The sequence below is a fragment of the Pseudomonas chlororaphis subsp. chlororaphis genome (genome assembly GCF_003945765.1).
Lineage (GTDB): Bacteria > Pseudomonadota > Gammaproteobacteria > Pseudomonadales > Pseudomonadaceae > Aquipseudomonas > Aquipseudomonas chlororaphis.
The window spans coordinates 4,999,722-5,016,651 of sequence record NZ_CP027712.1 but is presented as its reverse complement, the minus strand read 5'-3'; the positions used below and the strand labels follow the sequence as shown (position 1 = coordinate 5,016,651).

The following is a 16,930-nucleotide window of genomic DNA, read 5'->3' as shown; positions in this document are numbered from 1 at the left end:
GCTTTTACGGATGAGCGGCCTTGCCCCTGAAGGCGCACCGCTCATTGCAGGTCGATCAGATCAGATCTTTGGTGGCGGCGAGGGTGGCGAAGTTGTCCGCCATGATGGCCATTTCGGTCTGCTGCACGTGCTCGGCGCTGAGGATGCCGCCCTTGTAGGGCAGATCGCGAGTGGCGCAGGCGTCTTCCACCAGGGTGCAGCGAAAACCCAGGTTCTTCGCCGCGCGCACGGTGGTGCTGACACTGGAATGGCTCATGAAACCGCAGACGATCAGGTCCAGGGAGCCCAGGTCCTGCAGGCGCTTTTCCAGTTCGGTGCCATGGAAGGCGCTCGGCAGCAGCTTGCCGATGATGGTCTCGTCGCCCTGGGGTTCGAGGCCGGGGATGAATTCACCGCGTTCGCCCTGGGGGTCGAACAGGCCGCCGACGGTGCCGAGGTGGCGCACATGCACAACCGGGCGGCCGGCGGAGCGGGCGGCAGCGACCAGTTGCTTGATGTTGGCGACCGCAGCGTCCATGCCGGACAGGGCCAGCGGACCGCTGAGGTACTCTTTCTGGGCGTCGATGATCACAAGGGTCGCGTGGCTCAAATTAGCCGCTGCATAACCACGACCGCTGAGTTGAAACATCGTCTTTGGAACGGACATTCTGGGGCTCCTGTGAGTGGGGCTTTTGCGACATTGTCCTCTGGCGGAGCGCTTCTGTGAATCGCTACTAACGTAAGGTGCGTGGTTGCTGGCCTACAGCCGTGTCAAGGGCTGTGGAGAATCGGGCCGAATGTGGAGAAAACCGCCTGAACGCCCCGCAGACTCAGATTTTTCATGCGTCGTCCTCAGACGTTTTGGCTGTTAGAATCGCCAGTCGTTTTTTCAGGAGTCTGTCCCGTGATCACTTCCCGCCTGCGCACCCTGCGCGACCACATCCGTTGGGCTGTCAGCCGCTTTCATGGGGAGGATCTGTTTTTCGGCCATGGGACCGACAACGCCTGGGACGAAGCCCGCCAATTGGTACTGGGTGCCTTGCACCTGCCGTGGGAAATCGCCGACAGCTATCTGGACTGCGCCCTGGAAGACGACGAACTGGTCAACCTGCAGCGTCTGCTCAAGCGGCGCATCGAAGAGCGCGTACCGACCGCCTACCTGCTGGGCGAGGCCTGGTTCTGCGGCCTGTCGTTCATTGTCGATGAGCGGGTGCTGATCCCGCGCTCGCCGATCGGCGAGCTGATCGAAAAACGTTTCGAGCCCTGGCTGGGCGTCGAGCCCGCGCGCATTCTCGACCTGTGCACCGGTTCCGGCTGCATCGGCATTGCCTGCGCCTACGAGTTCCGCAAGGCCGAAGTGGTGCTGGCCGACCTGTCGTTCGAAGCCCTCGAGGTGGCGAACCAGAACATCGAGCGCCATGGTGTCGATGAGCGGGTGTTCACGGTGCAGGGCGATGGTTTCGACGGCTTGCCGGGCCAGCGCTTCGACCTGATCGTGTCGAACCCGCCGTATGTGGATGCCGAGGACTTCGCCGACATGCCCGAGGAATACCAGCACGAACCGGAGCTGGGCCTGGCCTGTGGCGACGATGGCTTGAATCTGGTGCGGCGCATGCTGGCCGAGGCGGCGGATCATCTGACCGAGAAGGGCCTGTTGATCGTCGAGGTCGGCAACAGCCAGGTCCATGTCGAAGCCCTGTACCCGGAAGTCGATTTCGCCTGGCTGGACTTCGAACGCGGCGGTCATGGCGTGTTCATGCTCACCGCCGAGCAGTGCCGACAGCACCAGGCACTGTTCAGCTCCCGGGTCTGAGCAACCAGCGAAGCACCACAAAAAAGCCCGCCAATCGGAGGGCTTTTTGTTGTCAGCGGTGGGTCGCGATCCAGATCAGCAACCCGGCCTGGAACACCGCAAACGCCACCAGGCAGGTGATGGTAAAGCGCAGCCCGGTGTCTTCGCGCTTGTATTTGGCGACCTTTTCTTCGTGCTTGCGCAGTTTCACTTCCTGTTCTTCGAGGTTCTGCTCGGCCTGCTGCAGCATCTGCGCGGCTTCGAGGATCTCGACGAATTGCAGCTTTTCGGTGTTCCAGTTGGGCAGCAGTTCACCGACCTGTACATGCTTGACGCTGCCCTTGAGATGCTGGGCATCGGCGTAAACCACATCGAAGCCCTGGACCCGCAGGAAATGATCGCGCCGCAGGCGCGTGGCCTCGTTCAGCGCATCCTTGTTCGCCAGTTCGAAACCGTCCACGCGGTAGTGCGGCCATTTCTTCTGGGCCCAGCTTGCCCCCTGCGCCAACAGAAAGCGGCCGATGCCGCGGTTCGCCGGTTCGATCTGCAGGTTTTCCGGTTCGAAGCGTACCCGTCGAGTCGTGTGGTCGACCCAGACATCCAGGTGATTCTGTTCCTTGCGCACCCGTTGGCCCGGCAGTTGGAGAGTCATGCGCAACAGGCTGTGTTCCTTGTTGCTGCGCTCGGCATAACCGAACTCGATAAAGCGCAGGGGCCGTCCGCCCGTGGCGCGATCGGTTTGCAGCGGGGCCAGGCGAAGCATCCGGTGATGCTCGGCATGGACGTCCGCCCACGGCAACGCCACGGCTTCGGGAGCGGGGTTTTCAACCTCGGTTTCGGGAGGGTTCTGGGTATCGGTCATAACGGCGAGATCCTGTCCAAGCGCTACTTGCCGACGGCAAGTGAACGGCCGGCAAAGGCTTATCGGCCGTTTTTTTCAGGACTGGAGGGGAAAACGCGTCAACGGGCGTGAAGTCCGTCAATAAAGCTGATGATGCGGGTGCCGAGTTCCGAGGCCAGGGGCAGCTGCGGATCCTTGTAGGAGGCCAATTGCCGCTTGACGTCGTTGGGCACGATACGCAGGACATGGTTCATGCCTTCGATCAGCGCCAGTTGGGCGTCCGGCTTGGCGGCCTTGAGCATCTGCGCATCGCCGACACCGACCTGGATGTCATTACTGCCTTGGACGATCAGCGCCGGCATTTTCAGGCGGGCGAACGCGGCGGCCGGGTCTTGCCTGAACAGGGTGATCAGGTACGGCTGCACGCTGGGGCGGAAGATCACTTCCAGCTGCGGCGGCACGTCGGTGTCGACCCGGCCAGCCTTGAGGCTGTCGAGCAGTTCGTTGCTGCGCAACATCAGCGGCGCCGGCAGGCGGTAGCTCAGTTGCTGGCGCAGCACCTGGTCCACCGGGCGGGCGGTGCCGGAGATGGAAATCACCGCCGCCGCATCGGCCTGGGGCGCCGCCAGGGTGGCGATCAGCGCGCCTTCGCTGTGGCCGAGCATGATCAACGGGCCCAGGCGCGGGTCGCCCTTGAGCTTCTTGCCCCAGGCCACGGCGTCGGCGACATAGGCGTCGAGGGTCAGGTTGCGCTCGTCCGGGGTGGCGGCGAGGCTAGCGGCCACCCCGCGCTTGTCGTAGCGCACGCTGGCGATGTTGTGCTTGGCCAGCACCCAGGCCAGGCGCTTGAGGCTGTCGTTGCGCCCACCGTCGGGATTGTTGCCGTTGCGGTCGGTGGGGCCGGAGCCGGAGACGATCAGGACCACCGGCACCGGGGCGTCGGACTTGGGCAGCAGCAGCGAGCCGTATAACTCGCCAGTGCCGGTGTCGAGGCTGATGGGACGTTGCAGTACGGCCGCCTGGACCAGGCCGGTGAACAGGGTAAGGCTCAAGAGAAGAACTCGCAGCATCATCACGCCATCATGGAGAAGGTGTCGGTTGGACTTCCGGACACGGATAAGGTTCGAGGATGAACTAGTTGGGGAGCCTGCGTATACTTCCCGGCTCAGTAATCCAGATTGAGTTATTTCGGCTGATTTCATGGAGCGTCCTGCATGTCCGGCAATACCTACGGCAAGCTGTTCACTGTCACCACCGCGGGCGAAAGCCATGGTCCGGCGTTGGTCGCCATTGTCGACGGCTGCCCACCGGGTCTTGAGCTGTCGCTGGACGATCTGCAGCGCGACCTGGACCGGCGCAAGCCCGGCACCAGCCGCCACACTACCCAGCGCCAGGAAGCCGATGAAGTCGAAATCCTCTCCGGCGTGTTCGAGGGCAAGACCACCGGCTGCTCCATCGGCCTGCTGATCCGCAACACCGACCAGAAGTCCAAGGACTACTCGGCGATCAAGGATCTGTTCCGCCCGGCCCACGCCGATTACACCTACCACCACAAATACGGCTTCCGCGACTACCGCGGCGGCGGTCGCAGCTCGGCGCGGGAAACCGCCATGCGCGTGGCGGCCGGGGCCATCGCCAAGAAATACCTGGCCAGCCAGGGCATCGTGGTGCGTGGCTACATGAGCCAGCTGGGCCCGATCGAAATCCCGTTCAAGACCTGGGACTCGGTGGAAGACAACGCCTTCTTCAGCCCCGACCCGGACAAGGTGCCGGAGCTGGAAGCCTACATGGACCAGCTGCGTCGCGATCAGGACTCGGTGGGCGCCAAGATCACCGTGGTCGCCGAGGGTGTGATGCCGGGCCTGGGCGAGCCGATCTTCGACCGCCTGGACGCCGAGCTGGCCCATGCGCTGATGAGCATCAACGCGGTCAAGGGCGTGGAAATCGGCGCCGGTTTCGCCAGCGTCGCCCAGCGTGGCACCGAGCATCGCGACGAGCTGACCCCGCAAGGTTTCCTCAGCAACAACGCGGGCGGCATCCTGGGCGGGATTTCCTCCGGCCAGCCGATCGTCGCGCACCTGGCGCTCAAGCCGACCTCCAGCATCACCACCCCGGGCCGCTCGATCGACATCGATGGCAACCCGGTGGACGTCATCACCAAGGGCCGTCACGACCCGTGCGTGGGCATCCGCGCCACGCCGATCGCCGAAGCCATGATGGCCATCGTGCTGATGGATCACCTGCTGCGTCATCGTGGCCAGAATGCCGACGTGCGCGTCAGCACGCCGGTGCTGGGCCAGTTGTAATGGCGTCTCTGCCAGTCGCCACGGTCTGACGGCCGTGGCGGCGCTCCCGTACTGGCGGCTCTCCAGTTTCTACCTGTTCTATTTCGCCTTGCTGGGGTCGACCGCGCCGTTTCTGGCGCTGTATTTCGATCACCTGGGGTTTTCCAGCGCGCGTATTGGCGAGCTGGTGGCGATTCCCATGCTGATGCGCTGCGTGGCGCCGAACCTCTGGGGCTGGCTGGGCGACTACACCGGCCGGCGCCTGGCCATCGTGCGTTTTGGCGCGATCTGCACGCTGCTGAGCTTTTCGCTGATTTTCGTCAGCAAGAGCTACGCCTGGCTGGCGATGGTCATGGCCCTGCATGCGTTCTTCTGGCACGCGGTATTGCCGCAATTCGAAGCGATCACCCTGGCGCACCTGCAAGGCCAGACCGCTCGCTACAGCCAGATCCGCCTGTGGGGCTCGATCGGTTTCATCCTCACGGTGGTGGCGCTGGGGCGGCTGTTCGAGTGGTTGAGCCTGGACATCTACCCGGCGGCGCTGGTGCTGATCATGGCCGGCATCGTGCTCAGCAGCGCCTGGGTGCCCAACGCCCAGCCAGCGGCCCAGGGCAGCCGCTTGGCCGCCGGGGGCTTTCTTGGCCAGCTGCGCAGCCCCGGCGTCCTGGCCTTCTATGCCTGCGTGGCGCTGATGCAAATGAGCCACGGTCCTTACTACACCTTCCTGACCCTGCACCTGGAACACCTGGGCTACAGCCGCGGCTTGATCGGTTTGTTGTGGGCGCTGGGGGTGGTCGCCGAAGTCTTGATGTTCCTGGCAATGAGCTGGATTCTCTCGCGGTTTTCGGTGCGTCGGGTGCTGCTGGCGAGTTTCCTGCTGGCGGCCCTGCGCTGGTTGCTGCTGGGCGCCTTTGCCGAACATCTGTGGGTGCTGTTGTTTGCCCAGGTGCTGCATGCCGCGACCTTCGGCAGCTTTCATGCCGCGGCCATTCATTTCGTGCAACGCAGCTTCGGCGACCGCCAGCAAGGCCAGGGCCAGGCCCTGTACGCGGCCCTGGCCGGCACCGGTGGCGCATTGGGCGCGCTGTATTCCGGCTACAGCTGGAACGCCCTGGGCGCGACATTGACCTTTAGTATTGCAAGCCTCGCAGCGCTGGCGGCAGCCGTTATCATTGCCACACGTATGCAAGAGGAGAGGCCATGAGCCTTACTCGCGAACAGCTGGCACAGGACATCATCGAGGTCGGACGCTTTCTGTATGCCCGCGGCTGGTCCCCGGCCACCAGCAGCAACTATTCCACGCGCCTGTCGCCGAGCGCGCTATTGCTCACGGTTTCGGGCAAGCACAAAGGCCAGTTGGGCCTGGATGACGTGCTGGCCACCGACTTGTCGGGCAACAGCCTGGAGCCGGGCAAAAAGCCCTCGGCCGAAACCCTGTTGCACACCCAGCTGTACCGCTGGAACCCGCAGATCGGCGCTGTGTTGCATACCCACTCGGTGAATGCCACGGTGCTGTCACGCCTGACCGCCGAGGACTTCATCGAGTTCGAGGGTTACGAGCTGCAAAAGGCGTTTACCGGCATTGCCAGCCACGAGTCGCGGGTGCGCGTGCCGATTTTCGACAACGACCAGGACATCGCCCGGCTGGCGACCAAGATCCAGCCCTGGCTCGACGCCCATGCCGATTGCGTCGGCTACCTGATTCGCGGTCATGGCCTCTACACCTGGGGCGCGCGCATGAGTGACGCGCAGCGCCAGATCGAGGCCTTCGAGTTTCTGTTCGAGTGCGAGTTGCAGACTCGCGCCCTGTTAAACCGTTAAGGCTTGCTTCGACTGAAGTAGCCAGCGCCTGATGATATGCACTGCCTGACCGGCCTGGAAAAAGCCGCAAGGCACTGCCGATAACGAGGAATTGCCAAGATGAGCAGCCTGTCCGTTTACCACGTATCCAGCCCGGACCTGCCGAACAAGGTGCTGACCCATTTCGACGATATCGCCGCGACCCTGGCCGAGCAGGGCGTGCGTTTCGATCGCTGGCAAGCCGCCACCAGGATCCAGCCGGGCGCCAGCCAGGAGGAAGTGATAGGCGCCTACCAGGAACAGATCGACCGCCTGATGACCGAGCGCGGCTACATCACCGTCGATGTGATCAGCCTCAATGGCGATCACCCGCAGAAGGCCGAGCTGCGCGCCAAGTTCCTCGACGAACACCGGCATGCCGAGGACGAGGTGCGCTTTTTTGTCGCCGGCCGCGGCCTGTTCAGCCTGCATATCGGCGACTACGTGTATGCCGTGCTCTGCGAGAAGAACGACCTGATCTCGGTGCCGGCCGGTACCGCGCACTGGTTCGACATGGGCGAGAACCCATACCTGGTGGCGATCCGCATGTTCAACAACCCGCAAGGCTGGGTCGCCAACTTCACTGGTTCCGATATCGCCAGCCAGTTCCCGCTTCTGGAGGATTGAGCGGATGCCGATCAAGGTCATTCTCACCGACATCGAAGGCACCACCAGCGCGGTGAGCTTTGTCTTCGAGGTGCTGTTCCCCTACGCGGTGCGGCACCTGCCGGACTTCGTGCGCAAGCACGCCAGCCGGGCCGACGTTGCCGAGCAGTTGCAGGCGGTGCGCGAGGCCAGCGGCGAGCCGGCGGCGGACGTCGAGCGGGTGATCGGGATTCTGTTGGGCTGGATCGCGGAAGATCGCAAGTCCACGCCACTCAAGGCGCTGCAAGGCATGGTCTGGGAGCAGGGGTACCGGGCCGGACAGCTCAAGGGCCATGTCTACCCGGATGCGGTGGCGGCGTTGCAGCACTGGCATCAGGCTGGATATCGGTTGTATGTCTATTCGTCGGGCTCGATCCAAGCGCAGAAGCTGATTTTCGGTTGCTCAACTGCCGGGGACCTGTCGCCGCTGTTCAGCGGTTTTTTTGACACCACCTCGGGGCCGAAACGGGAAGTGCAGTCTTACCAGCGCATTACCCAGGCCATCGGCTGTGCACCCGGGCAGATTCTCTTTTTGTCCGATATCGTCCAGGAGCTGGATGCGGCCCGGTCCGCCGGCCTGGCCACCTGCGGCCTGGTGCGCGAAGGCGGGGTATTGGCGGGGCATGCGAATGTAGCGAGCTTCGCCGATATCGATCCGCAGGGTTTCTGAAAGCAATCAGGCCGTGTCAGCGCAAGGCTGGCACGGCCTGATTGGGGTTATCTGTTATCCAGTTGCCGGTGATCATCGCGAATCCGCGGCGGTGCGGATTTAAAGCGAGTGATACGACGGCAGGGCAAAACGGTTCTGGCTTTGCAGCAGGGAAATCTGTGGCAATTCGCTGGCCTGTTCGGCCAGGTCGCGACGCAACGCGCTGATCACCCATGACAACTGATCGCCCGCATGTAACTGCGCATAAGAGATCGAGCGCTTGAGCTGTTTACCTTCGCTGTTACGCAGCGTCAGCAGGATGCCGCCATCGGGCCGTGGCTGAGTGGTCACTTCGTAGTTGGAGAACAGGGAAGCGAATTTTTCTTGGATCAGGCTCATGTCTATCAGCTCCATTGGTTCTTGAATGGCAAACCTGGAGTGATAGGTGCAGCGATTGTGCCAGTCTCAATTTTTATAAAAATCGTTATAAATCATATTGTTATAAAAATTCGCCGTTTGCGTGTCCGTGCAATTTGCATGAATGGCTATCGTGCATCCTGCATTTTGCGAGATCGCAGGCCTGGGCAAGGGTAGGGGCGTAACGCTGTGACTGCCGGTTCACGCAAAAGATTCAGCCGGCAAGCCCGGCCCTCAAGCGCGAGGCACCTGGCGGCGCGGAGGAGATACAAAACTTTGCAAAAACTCCATGTACAGGCCAGGAAGCGCTGACGTATTTTTTTGCCAGTGACAAGCTTGGCGCAGACTCTTTGCACAAGCCAAAACCCTGATGTTCCGGGCTGTACAGGTCAATCAGACGTTTCACCGACATGGACAGTCATGCGCCGTGATCCCTTGGATCATGGGCGCCTGATAATAAGAAAATAGGACGTCATCCATGAACGCCATGCTCTGCGTTACTGCCAATAGCACGCCCCCTGTTTCTCCTGTTTGCCGTCGCGGCCCGCCCTCGGGCCCCAGCTGAATAGCCCCATCGACCCTTGTCCGCCTGCCCGGCCTGGCCCCGTGCAGGATCCTTTTGCGTCGAACAGGAACCGTCATGAGCACTCATCAGCACGACATGATCACCTGGGGCATGATGCTACGGAAGTTGCCCTCCATCGCCCGGGCGTTGCCGCGGGTCATCAAGGGCATGCAGATAGCCAACGTCAAGCGCGCCGATCAGCCCTGCGGGCTGGGCTGGACCTTCGAGCAGGCCACCCAACGCAACCCCGACGGCCCGGCGCTGCTGTACGGCGACCGGGTGTTGAGTTATGCACAGGCCAACCAGTGGGCCAACCGGATCGCCCATTACCTGGCGAGCCAGGGCATCGGCAAGGGCGACGTGGTGGCGATCTTCGTCGAGAACCGTCCCGAGTTGCTGGTGAGCGTGCTGGCGGTGGCCAAGCTCGGCGGCATCTGCGCCATGCTCAATACCGCGCAGACCGGCAGTGTGCTGGTGCACAGCGTGAACCTGGTGAAGCCGGTAGCGATGATCGTCGGCGGCGAACTGCTGGATGCCTACTCGGCGATTCGCGATCAGGTCGCCATCGACGAGGCGCGCACCTGGTTCGTCGCCGATCCGGATGTGGCGTCCGGGCCAACGCCTGCCGGTTGCATCGACCTGATGACCGCCAGCGCCGCCAGTGAATCGTCCAACCCACCAAGTACCGCGCGGATCTACCTCGACGATCCGTGCTTCTATATCTACACCTCCGGCACCACCGGGCTGCCCAAGGCCGGTATTTTCAAGCACGGCCGCTGGATGCGCAGCTCGGCCAGCTTCGGCATGATCGCCCTCGACATGCAGCCGGCCGATATCCTGTACTGCACCTTGCCGCTGTATCACGCCACCGGGTTGTGCGTGTGCTGGGGCTCGGCCATCAGCGGCGCCTCGGGCTTCGCCATTCGCCGCAAGTTCAGCGCCAGCCGGTTCTGGGAAGACGCCCGCCGGTTCAAGGCCACCACCATTGGTTATGTGGGCGAGCTGTGCCGTTACCTGGTTGACCAGCCTGCCTGCGAGCACGACCGTGACAACAGCGTGGTGAAGATGGTCGGCAACGGCCTGCGCCCCGGCGTGTGGGGGCCGTTCAAGCAGCGTTTCGGCATCGAGCATATCTGTGAGCTGTATGCCGCCAGCGACGGCAATATCGGCTTTACCAACGTGCTCAACTTCGACAATACCGTGGGCTTTTCCCTGGCGCCCTGGGCGCTGGTGGAGTATGCCCACGACACCTGCGCGCCGATCCGCAACGGTTCCGGCTTCATGCAGAAGGTCGCCAAGGGTGGGCAAGGCCTGCTGCTGGCGAAGATCGACGACAAGGCACCGCTGGACGGCTATACCGAGCCGGAAAAGAACCTGAAGGTGATCCTCACCGACGTGTTCGAGAAGGGCGACCGTTACTTCAATACCGGCGACCTGCTGCGCGATATCGGTTTTGGCCATGCGCAGTTCATCGATCGCCTGGGCGATACCTATCGCTGGAAGGGCGAAAACGTCTCCACCACCGAGGTGGAGAACATCCTCTTGCAACATCCGCAGGTCGCCGAGGCGGTGGCCTATGGCGTGGAGGTGCACAACACCAACGGTCGTGCCGGGATGGCGGCGATCACCCCGGCCGAATCCCTGGCGACCCTGGATTTCACCGAGCTGTTGCAGTTCGCCCGCGAGCATCTGCCGGGCTACGCGGTGCCGCTGTTCCTGCGGGTCAAGGTGAAGATGGAGACCACCGGCACCTTCAAGTACCAGAAGACCCGGCTCAAGGAAGAAGCCTTCGACCCGTCGAAAACCGGCGGCGACCCGGTATACGCTTGGTTGCCGGGTTCGGCGACCTATGTCCGGGTGACGGAGGCGGTCCTGGCGGATATTTGTGCCGGTCGGCACCGTTATTGATTCTGGCTATGGCCGCTCTTGAGAAAAAAGGGATGACAGGGCGGGAGCCGCTTGGGGACACTAGCGGCTTTCCGATTGGCCGAAAGTGGAGTTCCCGATGTCAGACAAAAGCCGCCAGATGACCGCAGAAGAAGCCGCCGAGTTTACCGAGCAGGTCTTCAACGTCGCCCGTCAAGGCGACGCCCAGATGCTCGACAAGCTGGCGAGCAGCGGTCTGCCGGTCAACCTGCGCAATCACAAGGGCGACACCCTACTGATGCTGGCCAGCTACTACGGGCATGTGGACGCGGTGCAGGTGCTGCTCAAGCACAAGGCCGACCCCGAGATCCGTAACAACAACGGCCAGAGCCCGATCGCCGGCGCGGCCTTCAAGGGCGACCTGGCGGTGGTCAAGGCGTTGGTGGAGGGCGGTGCCGAGGTGGAAGGCTCGTCCTTCGACGGGCGTACCGCGCTGATGATGGCGGCGATGTTCAATCGCACGGAAATCGTCGACTACCTCATCGGCAAGGGCGCCAACCCGCGGGCCACCGACGCCAATGGCGTGAGCGCACTGGACGCGGCGAAGACCATGGGCGCCGTCGACACCACCGCGCAATTGCAGAAGTTGCTGGGCTGAGCTGAACGGCGCATACCGTCGGGCCAGGGCCATGCCTGGGTCGCGGCGGTAGGTTCGCGGGCCGGGTTAGGCTATCCTGCGCGCCCGCCATTGACCCGTAACAGGATTCGCCCATGAAAAACGTCCTCGCAGAACTCATCACAAAAATCAGCTCCGGCTGCATGGGCGAAGAAGAAATCCTGCGGATCGCCGATGAGGCCGCCCAGGCCTACGCCGATCCCCAGGCTTTCCTGGCCGCCAATCCGGACATCAACTACGACGACAGCTTCCCGATCCCGCTGGGCGAATGGGTGGTGGTCGGCAGCCTGCCGGACACCGTGCTGTTCCAGGCCGACACCTACATGGACCTGTTCGCGCAGATCGTCGCGTCTTTCGGCCCGGGCGTGGCGTTCAATATCAAGCCCAAGCAACTGGCCAAGACCGAGGCCCTGACCGCGCTCAACCGCATCCAGATCCAGATGGGCAGCATGAACCCGGAAAACGGCGGTTACGTGCTGATGAACTTCAGCCAGTTGCTGGACGACGAGCTGCAAGTGGTGCTGGTCTACGGCAACGACGTGCCGCGGGTGCTGCAGCTGTGCGCCGAAGCCGGCATTGCCGCCGCGCCGTCCCTGGAAGCGCTCAAGGTCGCGGTTCACGTCTGAGCCGCGGGCCACAGGCCGACCGCGCAGGCAATAAAAAGGAACCCCGCTGCCGGCCGACTATCCTAAGTGGGCAAGCCCTCATTTAGGAGCGACACCATGGGTTCCACTTTCAATACGCTGGTTGGACTGATTATCCTCGCGCTGGACATCTGGGCGATCATCAATGTACTTAAAAGCAGTGCCGAAACCGGGATGAAAATCCTCTGGGTGTTGCTGATCATCCTGTTGCCGGTGCTGGGCCTGATCATCTGGGCGATTGCCGGGCCGCGAGGCAACGTACGGCTCTGAAGGCTGGCGTGAGGTTCAAAAGGGGCCGCCAGGCCCTTTTTTATGTGACCAAATATGCGCTGCACGAAATTTTCACAAAGTCTCCATGACAATTCTCCAGCGCTGTTTTTCCGCTGCTCCCGTGCGATCTCCGATTGCGATCCCTGGCTCTGGGCCATTGCCGGCCAGGGGAGGGCGCCTGCCAGTAATCAATGGCAATGCCGCTGCTGATCGTGCAACATTTGCGCACCGCGCCATCCCCCCAGCCCTGAATGGCTACAAGAGGGCAAAGCGCAGCTGCATTCTTTTCGCAACTTCAACTTCCATTGGGTCCTAAAACGATATGGCAAACCCGGACGTCCTGAGTCAGCAGCGAGCCTCGAGTCGCCTGCTGCAACCGACCGTCAAATCGCATCTGGCTTATACGCTGCTCTGCGCGCTGGCCATGATGGTCATGCTGTCTTTGCTGCGCGTGGCGCTGCTGGTCTACAACCGCGAGATGATCCTCGACACACCGGCCTCGACCTTCCTTGAAGCCTTCGCCAACGGCCTGCGCTTCGATGTGCGCCTGGTGGTCTACCTCAGCATCCCGCTGCTGCTGGCGCTGTTCAGTGCCCGGGCCATGGCGGCTCGCGGTTTCTTCCGCTTCTGGCTGACCATCGTTTCGAGCATCGCGCTGTTCCTCGGCCTGATGGAGATGGACTTCTACCGCGAGTTCCACCAGCGCCTCAACGGCCTGGTCTTCCAGTATGTGAAGGAAGACCCGAAAACCGTGATGAGCATGCTCTGGTACGGCTTCCCGGTGGTGCGCTACCTGCTGGCCTGGGCGGTCGGCACCTGGCTGCTGAGCCTGGCGTTCAAGGGCGCCGACCGCGCGACCCGGCCGCGTGGCCCGTTCAGCGGCGGCAGCATCGGCACCCGGCAGGTCGCCCCGTGGTACGCCCGTATCGGCGTATTCGTGGTCTGCCTGCTGGTCTGCGTGGTCGCCGCCCGCGGCACCCTGCGCCAGGGCCCGCCACTGCGCTGGGGTGACGTCTACACCACCGAATCGAACTTCGCCAACCAGCTGGGCCTCAACGGCACGCTGTCGCTGGTCGAGGCGGCCAAGAGCCGGATGGGCGAGGACCGCAGCAATATCTGGAAAGCCACCCTGCCGCAGCCCGAGGCGCAGCAAGTGGTGCGCGACCTGCTGGTGATGCCGGACGACAAGCTGGTGGACGCCGATATCGCCGCCGTGCGCCGCGACTACACGCCACCGGCCGACAAGACCCTGCCGATCAAGAACGTGGTCGTGATCCTGATGGAAAGCATGGCCGGTCACTCGGTGGGTGCCCTGGGCGCTCCAGGCAATATCACCCCGTACCTGGACCAACTGTCCAAGGAAGGCCTGCTGTTCGACCGCTTCTTCTCCAACGGCACCCATACCCACCAGGGCATGTTCGCCACCATGGCCTGCTTCCCCAACCTGCCGGGTTTCGAATACCTGATGCAGACCCCGGAAGGCAGCCACAAGCTGTCCGGCCTGCCGCAGGTGCTGAGCGCCCGCAAGTATGACGACGTGTATGTCTACAACGGCGATTTCGCCTGGGACAACCAGTCGGGCTTCTTCAGCAACCAGGGCATGACCAACTTCGTCGGTCGCAACGACTTCGTCGATCCGGTGTTCTCCGATCCGACCTGGGGCGTATCCGACCAGGACATGTTCAACCGTGGCCTGGAAGAGTTGAAGGCGCGGGAAAACGGCAAGCCGTTCTATGCCCTGCTGCAGACCCTGTCCAACCACACCCCGTACGCCTTGCCGACGCCATTGCCGGTGGAGAAGGTGACCGACCGTGGCAGCCTGAACGAACACCTGACCGCCATGCGCTATTCCGACTGGGCCCTTGGCCAGTTCTTCGAGAAGGCGCGCAAGGAGCCGTACTTCAAGGAGACGCTGTTCGTGATCGTGGGTGACCATGGTTTTGGCAACGAGCGCCAGATCACCGAAATGGACCTGGGCCGCTTCAACGTGCCGATGCTGATGATCGCTCCGGGCATCCAGGAAAAATTCGGCCAGCGCAACCACACCGTGGGCACCCAGGTCGATATCGTGCCGACCATCATGGGCCGCCTCGGTGGCGAAGTGCGTCACCAGTGCTGGGGCCGCGACCTGCTCAACCTGCCGGAAGGCGACACCGGCTTTGGCGTGATCAAGCCGTCGGGCAGCGAGCAGACCACGGCTATCGTCACCGCCGACCAGATCCTGGTACTGCCGCGCGAGAAGGAAATGGCGCCGAAGATCTACCAGTACGAACTGGGCGCCAATCCGCATGCCGAAGTGGTGCCGGACGCACCGCGTACCGCCGAGTTGAAGCACAAGCTGGAAGCTTTCCTGCAAACCGCTACCAAGAGCCTGCTGGATAACACCGCAGGCGTGGTGCACGGCACGCCGGACTGATTCATTGCGCTAATGAAAAAGAGGCCCTCGGGCCTCTTTTTTTTGACGGTTATTAAAGTGCCGGACATGAACTGGCGAAACCTATATCCGGCCCAGTAACAGGAGAACCAGCAACACCACCAGCACCACACCGATGATGCCGGACGGGCCATAACCCCAGCTTCTGGAGTGCGGGAACACTGGAAGACCACCGATCAGCAGAAGAATCAGAATAATGATCAGGATTGTGCCCATGTCGTTGTCCTTATTGGATGATCGAAGGCGCGGCTGGACTCGAAGGCAATTAATCCGTACCGCTTAATCATTCGGACTCTGTGCCTTGAAGGATGATTCCAAGTTTTTTTAATGCTTTTTGCACGCAGGCCTATTTCTTTTCGTACCTGCTGCCGGTGGCCATCGAGTTGAACGTGCAACACCGCGGGAAGTCGCACCGAGGCCCCGGTTTGCCTGGGGCATTCAGCAATCTGATGGTGCGTGGGCGGCACAAAATCCTTCGCTACACTCGCCTCATCTTCCCCGGAACAACAAGGCAACTCCTATGCAAAATCGCATGATGATCACTGGCGCCGGATCCGGCCTGGGTCGCGAAATCGCTCTGCGCTGGGCGCGCGAAGGCTGGCAGTTGGCGTTGTCGGATGTCAGCGAACCCGGCCTGCAGGAAACCCTCAGGCTGGTACGCCAAGCCGGCGGCGATGGCTTCGTGCAACGTTGCGACGTGCGTGACTACAGCCAGTTGACAGCCTTCGCCCAGGCCTGCGAGGTCAAGCTCGGCGGCATCGATGTGATCGTCAATAACGCCGGCGTGGCCTCCGGCGGCTTCTTCAGCGAATTGTCCCTGGAGGACTGGGACTGGCAGATCGCGATCAACCTGATGGGCGTGGTCAAGGGCTGCAAGGCGTTCCTGCCGCTGTTGGAAAAGAGCAAGGGCCGGATCATCAACATCGCCTCGATGGCGGCCTTGATGCAGGGCCCGGCGATGAGCAACTACAACGTGGCCAAGGCCGGCGTGGTGGCCCTGTCCGAAAGCCTGTTGATCGAACTGGCCCAGCAGGAAATCGGCGTGCACGTGGTATGCCCGTCGTTCTTCCAGACCAACCTGCTGGATTCGTTCCGTGGCCCGACCCCGGCGATGAAGGCCCAGGTCGGCAAGCTGCTGGAAAGCTCGCCGATCAGCGCGGCGGACATCGCCGACTACATCTACACCCGGGTCGCCGCCGGCGAATTCATGATCCTGCCCCACGAACAGGGACGCATGGCCTGGGCCCTGAAGCAGAAGAACCCGCAGTTGCTGTACGACGAAATGACCCTCATGGCCGACAAGATGCGCGCCAAGGCCAAGCAAAACGCCAGCTGAGCTTGCTCCTGCCCCGGCGCGTCGTTAGGGTTGCCAGCATCTGGCATCCCTGACGAGACCTTGCATGCTCAATTACCTGTGGTTCTTCCTCGCCGCGCTGTTCGAGATCGCCGGCTGCTACGCCTTCTGGATGTGGCTGCGCCAGGGCAAAAGCGCCTGGTGGATGGTCCCGGCGCTGGCGAGCCTGATGCTCTTCGCTCTGTTGCTGACCAAGATCGAAGCGAGCTACGCCGGCCGCGCCTATGCGGCGTACGGCGGGATCTACATCATCGCCTCGATCGGCTGGCTGGGTATGGTGGAGCGGGTGCGGCTGCTGAGTTCGGACTGGCTGGGGGTGGCGCTGTGCGTGATCGGCGCGAGCATCATTCTGTTCGGGCCGCGCTTTACCAACGGTTAGGAACTGGCCGGGTTGCGGGCGCCGCGATGGCGCCCGGTCCCGGCCGGGAATCAGTCGAACAATTCCTTGGGCACATCGTGCTTGAGCATCAACTGGCACTGCTCGCTGTCCGGGTCGAAGACGATCACCGCCTGGCCCTTGGTCAGCGCCTGGCGCACGCGCAGGACGCGGGTTTCCAGCGGGGTGTCGTCGCCATTGTCGGTGCCGTCGCGGGTGACGAAGTCTTCGATCAGGCGGGTCAGGGTGTCGACTTCTAGTTGGTCATGGGGAATCAGCATACGGGCCTCCGGCAAAC

At 62.5% G+C, this 16,930-nt stretch carries 19 protein-coding genes; 13 read left to right on the top strand and 6 right to left on the bottom strand.

Annotated elements, in window-relative coordinates; genetic code table 11:
- Positions 1–55 precede the first annotated feature (55 nt).
- Entirely contained in the window at positions 56–646 is a 591-nt protein-coding gene (locus tag C4K27_RS22460) for a cysteine hydrolase family protein (protein ID WP_053262217.1), read from the bottom strand.
- A gap of 237 nt (positions 647–883) precedes the next feature.
- Here C4K27_RS22460 and prmB point away from each other — a divergent pair, with 237 nt between their 5' ends.
- Positions 884–1,792 (top strand): 50S ribosomal protein L3 N(5)-glutamine methyltransferase, encoded by a 909-nt coding sequence (gene prmB / locus C4K27_RS22455; RefSeq protein WP_053262216.1) that lies wholly within the window; start codon positions 884–886, stop codon positions 1,790–1,792.
- 52 nt (positions 1,793–1,844) lie between these two features.
- Here the strand turns inward: prmB and C4K27_RS22450 are convergent, their stop codons facing one another.
- The gene (locus C4K27_RS22450; protein ID WP_053262215.1) at positions 1,845–2,633 is read right to left on the bottom strand and encodes a hypothetical protein; all 789 of its coding nucleotides are present in this window, start codon (positions 2,631–2,633) and stop codon (positions 1,845–1,847) included.
- A gap of 98 nt (positions 2,634–2,731) precedes the next feature.
- Positions 2,732–3,685 carry an alpha/beta hydrolase gene (locus C4K27_RS22445; protein ID WP_053262214.1) on the bottom strand — a complete coding sequence of 318 codons (954 nt, stop codon included), beginning with the start codon at positions 3,683–3,685 and terminating at the stop codon, positions 2,732–2,734.
- A 141-nt stretch (positions 3,686–3,826) separates the two neighbouring features.
- Between C4K27_RS22445 and aroC the strand changes: the two genes are divergently transcribed.
- From aroC to mtnC, 5 genes are all read left to right on the top strand, one after another.
- Positions 3,827–4,918 carry a chorismate synthase gene (gene aroC, locus C4K27_RS22440; protein ID WP_053262213.1) on the top strand — a complete coding sequence of 364 codons (1,092 nt, stop codon included), beginning with the start codon at positions 3,827–3,829 and terminating at the stop codon, positions 4,916–4,918.
- Positions 4,919–4,952: 34 nt separating this feature from the next.
- Positions 4,953–6,101, top strand: a complete 1,149-nt coding sequence (locus tag C4K27_RS22435; protein WP_053262212.1) for an MFS transporter — start codon at positions 4,953–4,955, stop codon at positions 6,099–6,101.
- A complete protein-coding gene (locus tag C4K27_RS22430) occupies positions 6,098–6,718 on the top strand; it encodes a methylthioribulose 1-phosphate dehydratase (protein ID WP_053262211.1) in 621 nt (206 codons plus the stop codon). The genes C4K27_RS22435 and C4K27_RS22430 overlap by 4 nt, the downstream gene beginning before the upstream one ends.
- A gap of 99 nt (positions 6,719–6,817) precedes the next feature.
- On the top strand, positions 6,818–7,363 hold the full coding sequence (locus C4K27_RS22425) for a 1,2-dihydroxy-3-keto-5-methylthiopentene dioxygenase (RefSeq protein WP_007932260.1): 546 nt from the start codon (positions 6,818–6,820) through the stop codon (positions 7,361–7,363).
- A 4-nt stretch (positions 7,364–7,367) separates the two neighbouring features.
- Positions 7,368–8,051 carry an acireductone synthase gene (mtnC, locus tag C4K27_RS22420; RefSeq protein ID WP_053262210.1) on the top strand — a complete coding sequence of 228 codons (684 nt, stop codon included), beginning with the start codon at positions 7,368–7,370 and terminating at the stop codon, positions 8,049–8,051.
- A 99-nt stretch (positions 8,052–8,150) separates the two neighbouring features.
- On the opposite strand, the gene C4K27_RS22415 is transcribed toward mtnC, so the two are convergent.
- Complete coding sequence (locus C4K27_RS22415; RefSeq protein ID WP_009045039.1) at positions 8,151–8,429, bottom strand: DUF3509 domain-containing protein; 279 nt, start codon at positions 8,427–8,429, stop codon at positions 8,151–8,153.
- Between the two features lie 658 nt (positions 8,430–9,087).
- On the opposite strand from C4K27_RS22415, the gene C4K27_RS22410 reads away from it, so the two are divergent.
- The 5 genes from C4K27_RS22410 to C4K27_RS22390 all read left to right on the top strand — a co-directional run bounded on the left by C4K27_RS22410 (position 9,088) and on the right by C4K27_RS22390 (position 14,884).
- Positions 9,088–10,920: a long-chain-acyl-CoA synthetase gene (locus C4K27_RS22410; RefSeq protein WP_053262209.1), complete on the top strand. Its 1,833-nt coding sequence runs from the start codon at positions 9,088–9,090 to the stop codon at positions 10,918–10,920.
- Between the two features lie 97 nt (positions 10,921–11,017).
- Positions 11,018–11,536, top strand: a complete 519-nt coding sequence (locus C4K27_RS22405) for an ankyrin repeat domain-containing protein (protein WP_053262208.1) — start codon at positions 11,018–11,020, stop codon at positions 11,534–11,536.
- A 113-nt stretch (positions 11,537–11,649) separates the two neighbouring features.
- A complete protein-coding gene (locus tag C4K27_RS22400; protein WP_007932253.1) occupies positions 11,650–12,180 on the top strand; it encodes a hypothetical protein in 531 nt (176 codons plus the stop codon).
- A 96-nt stretch (positions 12,181–12,276) separates the two neighbouring features.
- Complete coding sequence (locus C4K27_RS22395) at positions 12,277–12,468, top strand: PLDc N-terminal domain-containing protein (protein WP_007932252.1); 192 nt, start codon at positions 12,277–12,279, stop codon at positions 12,466–12,468.
- A 322-nt stretch (positions 12,469–12,790) separates the two neighbouring features.
- A complete protein-coding gene (locus C4K27_RS22390) occupies positions 12,791–14,884 on the top strand; it encodes an LTA synthase family protein (RefSeq protein ID WP_053262207.1) in 2,094 nt (697 codons plus the stop codon).
- 81 nt (positions 14,885–14,965) lie between these two features.
- On the opposite strand, the gene C4K27_RS22385 is transcribed toward C4K27_RS22390, so the two are convergent.
- Positions 14,966–15,118, bottom strand: a complete 153-nt coding sequence (locus C4K27_RS22385; RefSeq protein WP_003226960.1) for a DUF3309 family protein — start codon at positions 15,116–15,118, stop codon at positions 14,966–14,968.
- Between the two features lie 304 nt (positions 15,119–15,422).
- Here C4K27_RS22385 and C4K27_RS22380 point away from each other — a divergent pair, with 304 nt between their 5' ends.
- Positions 15,423–16,238 (top strand): SDR family oxidoreductase, encoded by an 816-nt coding sequence (locus C4K27_RS22380; protein ID WP_053262206.1) that lies wholly within the window; start codon positions 15,423–15,425, stop codon positions 16,236–16,238.
- A 64-nt stretch (positions 16,239–16,302) separates the two neighbouring features.
- Positions 16,303–16,635 carry a YnfA family protein gene (locus C4K27_RS22375; RefSeq protein ID WP_053262205.1) on the top strand — a complete coding sequence of 111 codons (333 nt, stop codon included), beginning with the start codon at positions 16,303–16,305 and terminating at the stop codon, positions 16,633–16,635.
- Between the two features lie 50 nt (positions 16,636–16,685).
- Here the strand turns inward: C4K27_RS22375 and C4K27_RS22370 are convergent, their stop codons facing one another.
- Complete coding sequence (locus C4K27_RS22370; protein WP_007932245.1) at positions 16,686–16,913, bottom strand: YheU family protein; 228 nt, start codon at positions 16,911–16,913, stop codon at positions 16,686–16,688.
- Positions 16,914–16,930 lie beyond the last annotated feature (17 nt).

What these genes read in the sequence shown, in the direction of transcription:
- C4K27_RS22460 (WP_053262217.1), bottom strand. Translation starts at nt 646, where the DNA reads ATGTCCGTTCCAAAGACGATGTTTCAACTCAGCGGTCGTGGTTATGCA.
- C4K27_RS22450 (WP_053262215.1), bottom strand. Translation starts at nt 2,633, where the DNA reads ATGACCGATACCCAGAACCCTCCCGAAACCGAGGTTGAAAACCCCGCT.
- C4K27_RS22445 (WP_053262214.1), bottom strand. Translation starts at nt 3,685, where the DNA reads ATGATGCTGCGAGTTCTTCTCTTGAGCCTTACCCTGTTCACCGGCCTG.
- aroC (WP_053262213.1), top strand. Translation starts at nt 3,827, where the DNA reads ATGTCCGGCAATACCTACGGCAAGCTGTTCACTGTCACCACCGCGGGC.
- C4K27_RS22430 (WP_053262211.1), top strand. Translation starts at nt 6,098, where the DNA reads ATGAGCCTTACTCGCGAACAGCTGGCACAGGACATCATCGAGGTCGGA.
- C4K27_RS22425 (WP_007932260.1), top strand. Translation starts at nt 6,818, where the DNA reads ATGAGCAGCCTGTCCGTTTACCACGTATCCAGCCCGGACCTGCCGAAC.
- mtnC (WP_053262210.1), top strand. Translation starts at nt 7,368, where the DNA reads ATGCCGATCAAGGTCATTCTCACCGACATCGAAGGCACCACCAGCGCG.
- C4K27_RS22415 (WP_009045039.1), bottom strand. Translation starts at nt 8,429, where the DNA reads ATGAGCCTGATCCAAGAAAAATTCGCTTCCCTGTTCTCCAACTACGAA.
- C4K27_RS22410 (WP_053262209.1), top strand. Translation starts at nt 9,088, where the DNA reads ATGAGCACTCATCAGCACGACATGATCACCTGGGGCATGATGCTACGG.
- C4K27_RS22405 (WP_053262208.1), top strand. Translation starts at nt 11,018, where the DNA reads ATGTCAGACAAAAGCCGCCAGATGACCGCAGAAGAAGCCGCCGAGTTT.
- C4K27_RS22400 (WP_007932253.1), top strand. Translation starts at nt 11,650, where the DNA reads ATGAAAAACGTCCTCGCAGAACTCATCACAAAAATCAGCTCCGGCTGC.
- C4K27_RS22395 (WP_007932252.1), top strand. Translation starts at nt 12,277, where the DNA reads ATGGGTTCCACTTTCAATACGCTGGTTGGACTGATTATCCTCGCGCTG.
- C4K27_RS22390 (WP_053262207.1), top strand. Translation starts at nt 12,791, where the DNA reads ATGGCAAACCCGGACGTCCTGAGTCAGCAGCGAGCCTCGAGTCGCCTG.
- C4K27_RS22385 (WP_003226960.1), bottom strand. Translation starts at nt 15,118, where the DNA reads ATGGGCACAATCCTGATCATTATTCTGATTCTTCTGCTGATCGGTGGT.
- C4K27_RS22380 (WP_053262206.1), top strand. Translation starts at nt 15,423, where the DNA reads ATGCAAAATCGCATGATGATCACTGGCGCCGGATCCGGCCTGGGTCGC.
- C4K27_RS22375 (WP_053262205.1), top strand. Translation starts at nt 16,303, where the DNA reads ATGCTCAATTACCTGTGGTTCTTCCTCGCCGCGCTGTTCGAGATCGCC.
- C4K27_RS22370 (WP_007932245.1), bottom strand. Translation starts at nt 16,913, where the DNA reads ATGCTGATTCCCCATGACCAACTAGAAGTCGACACCCTGACCCGCCTG.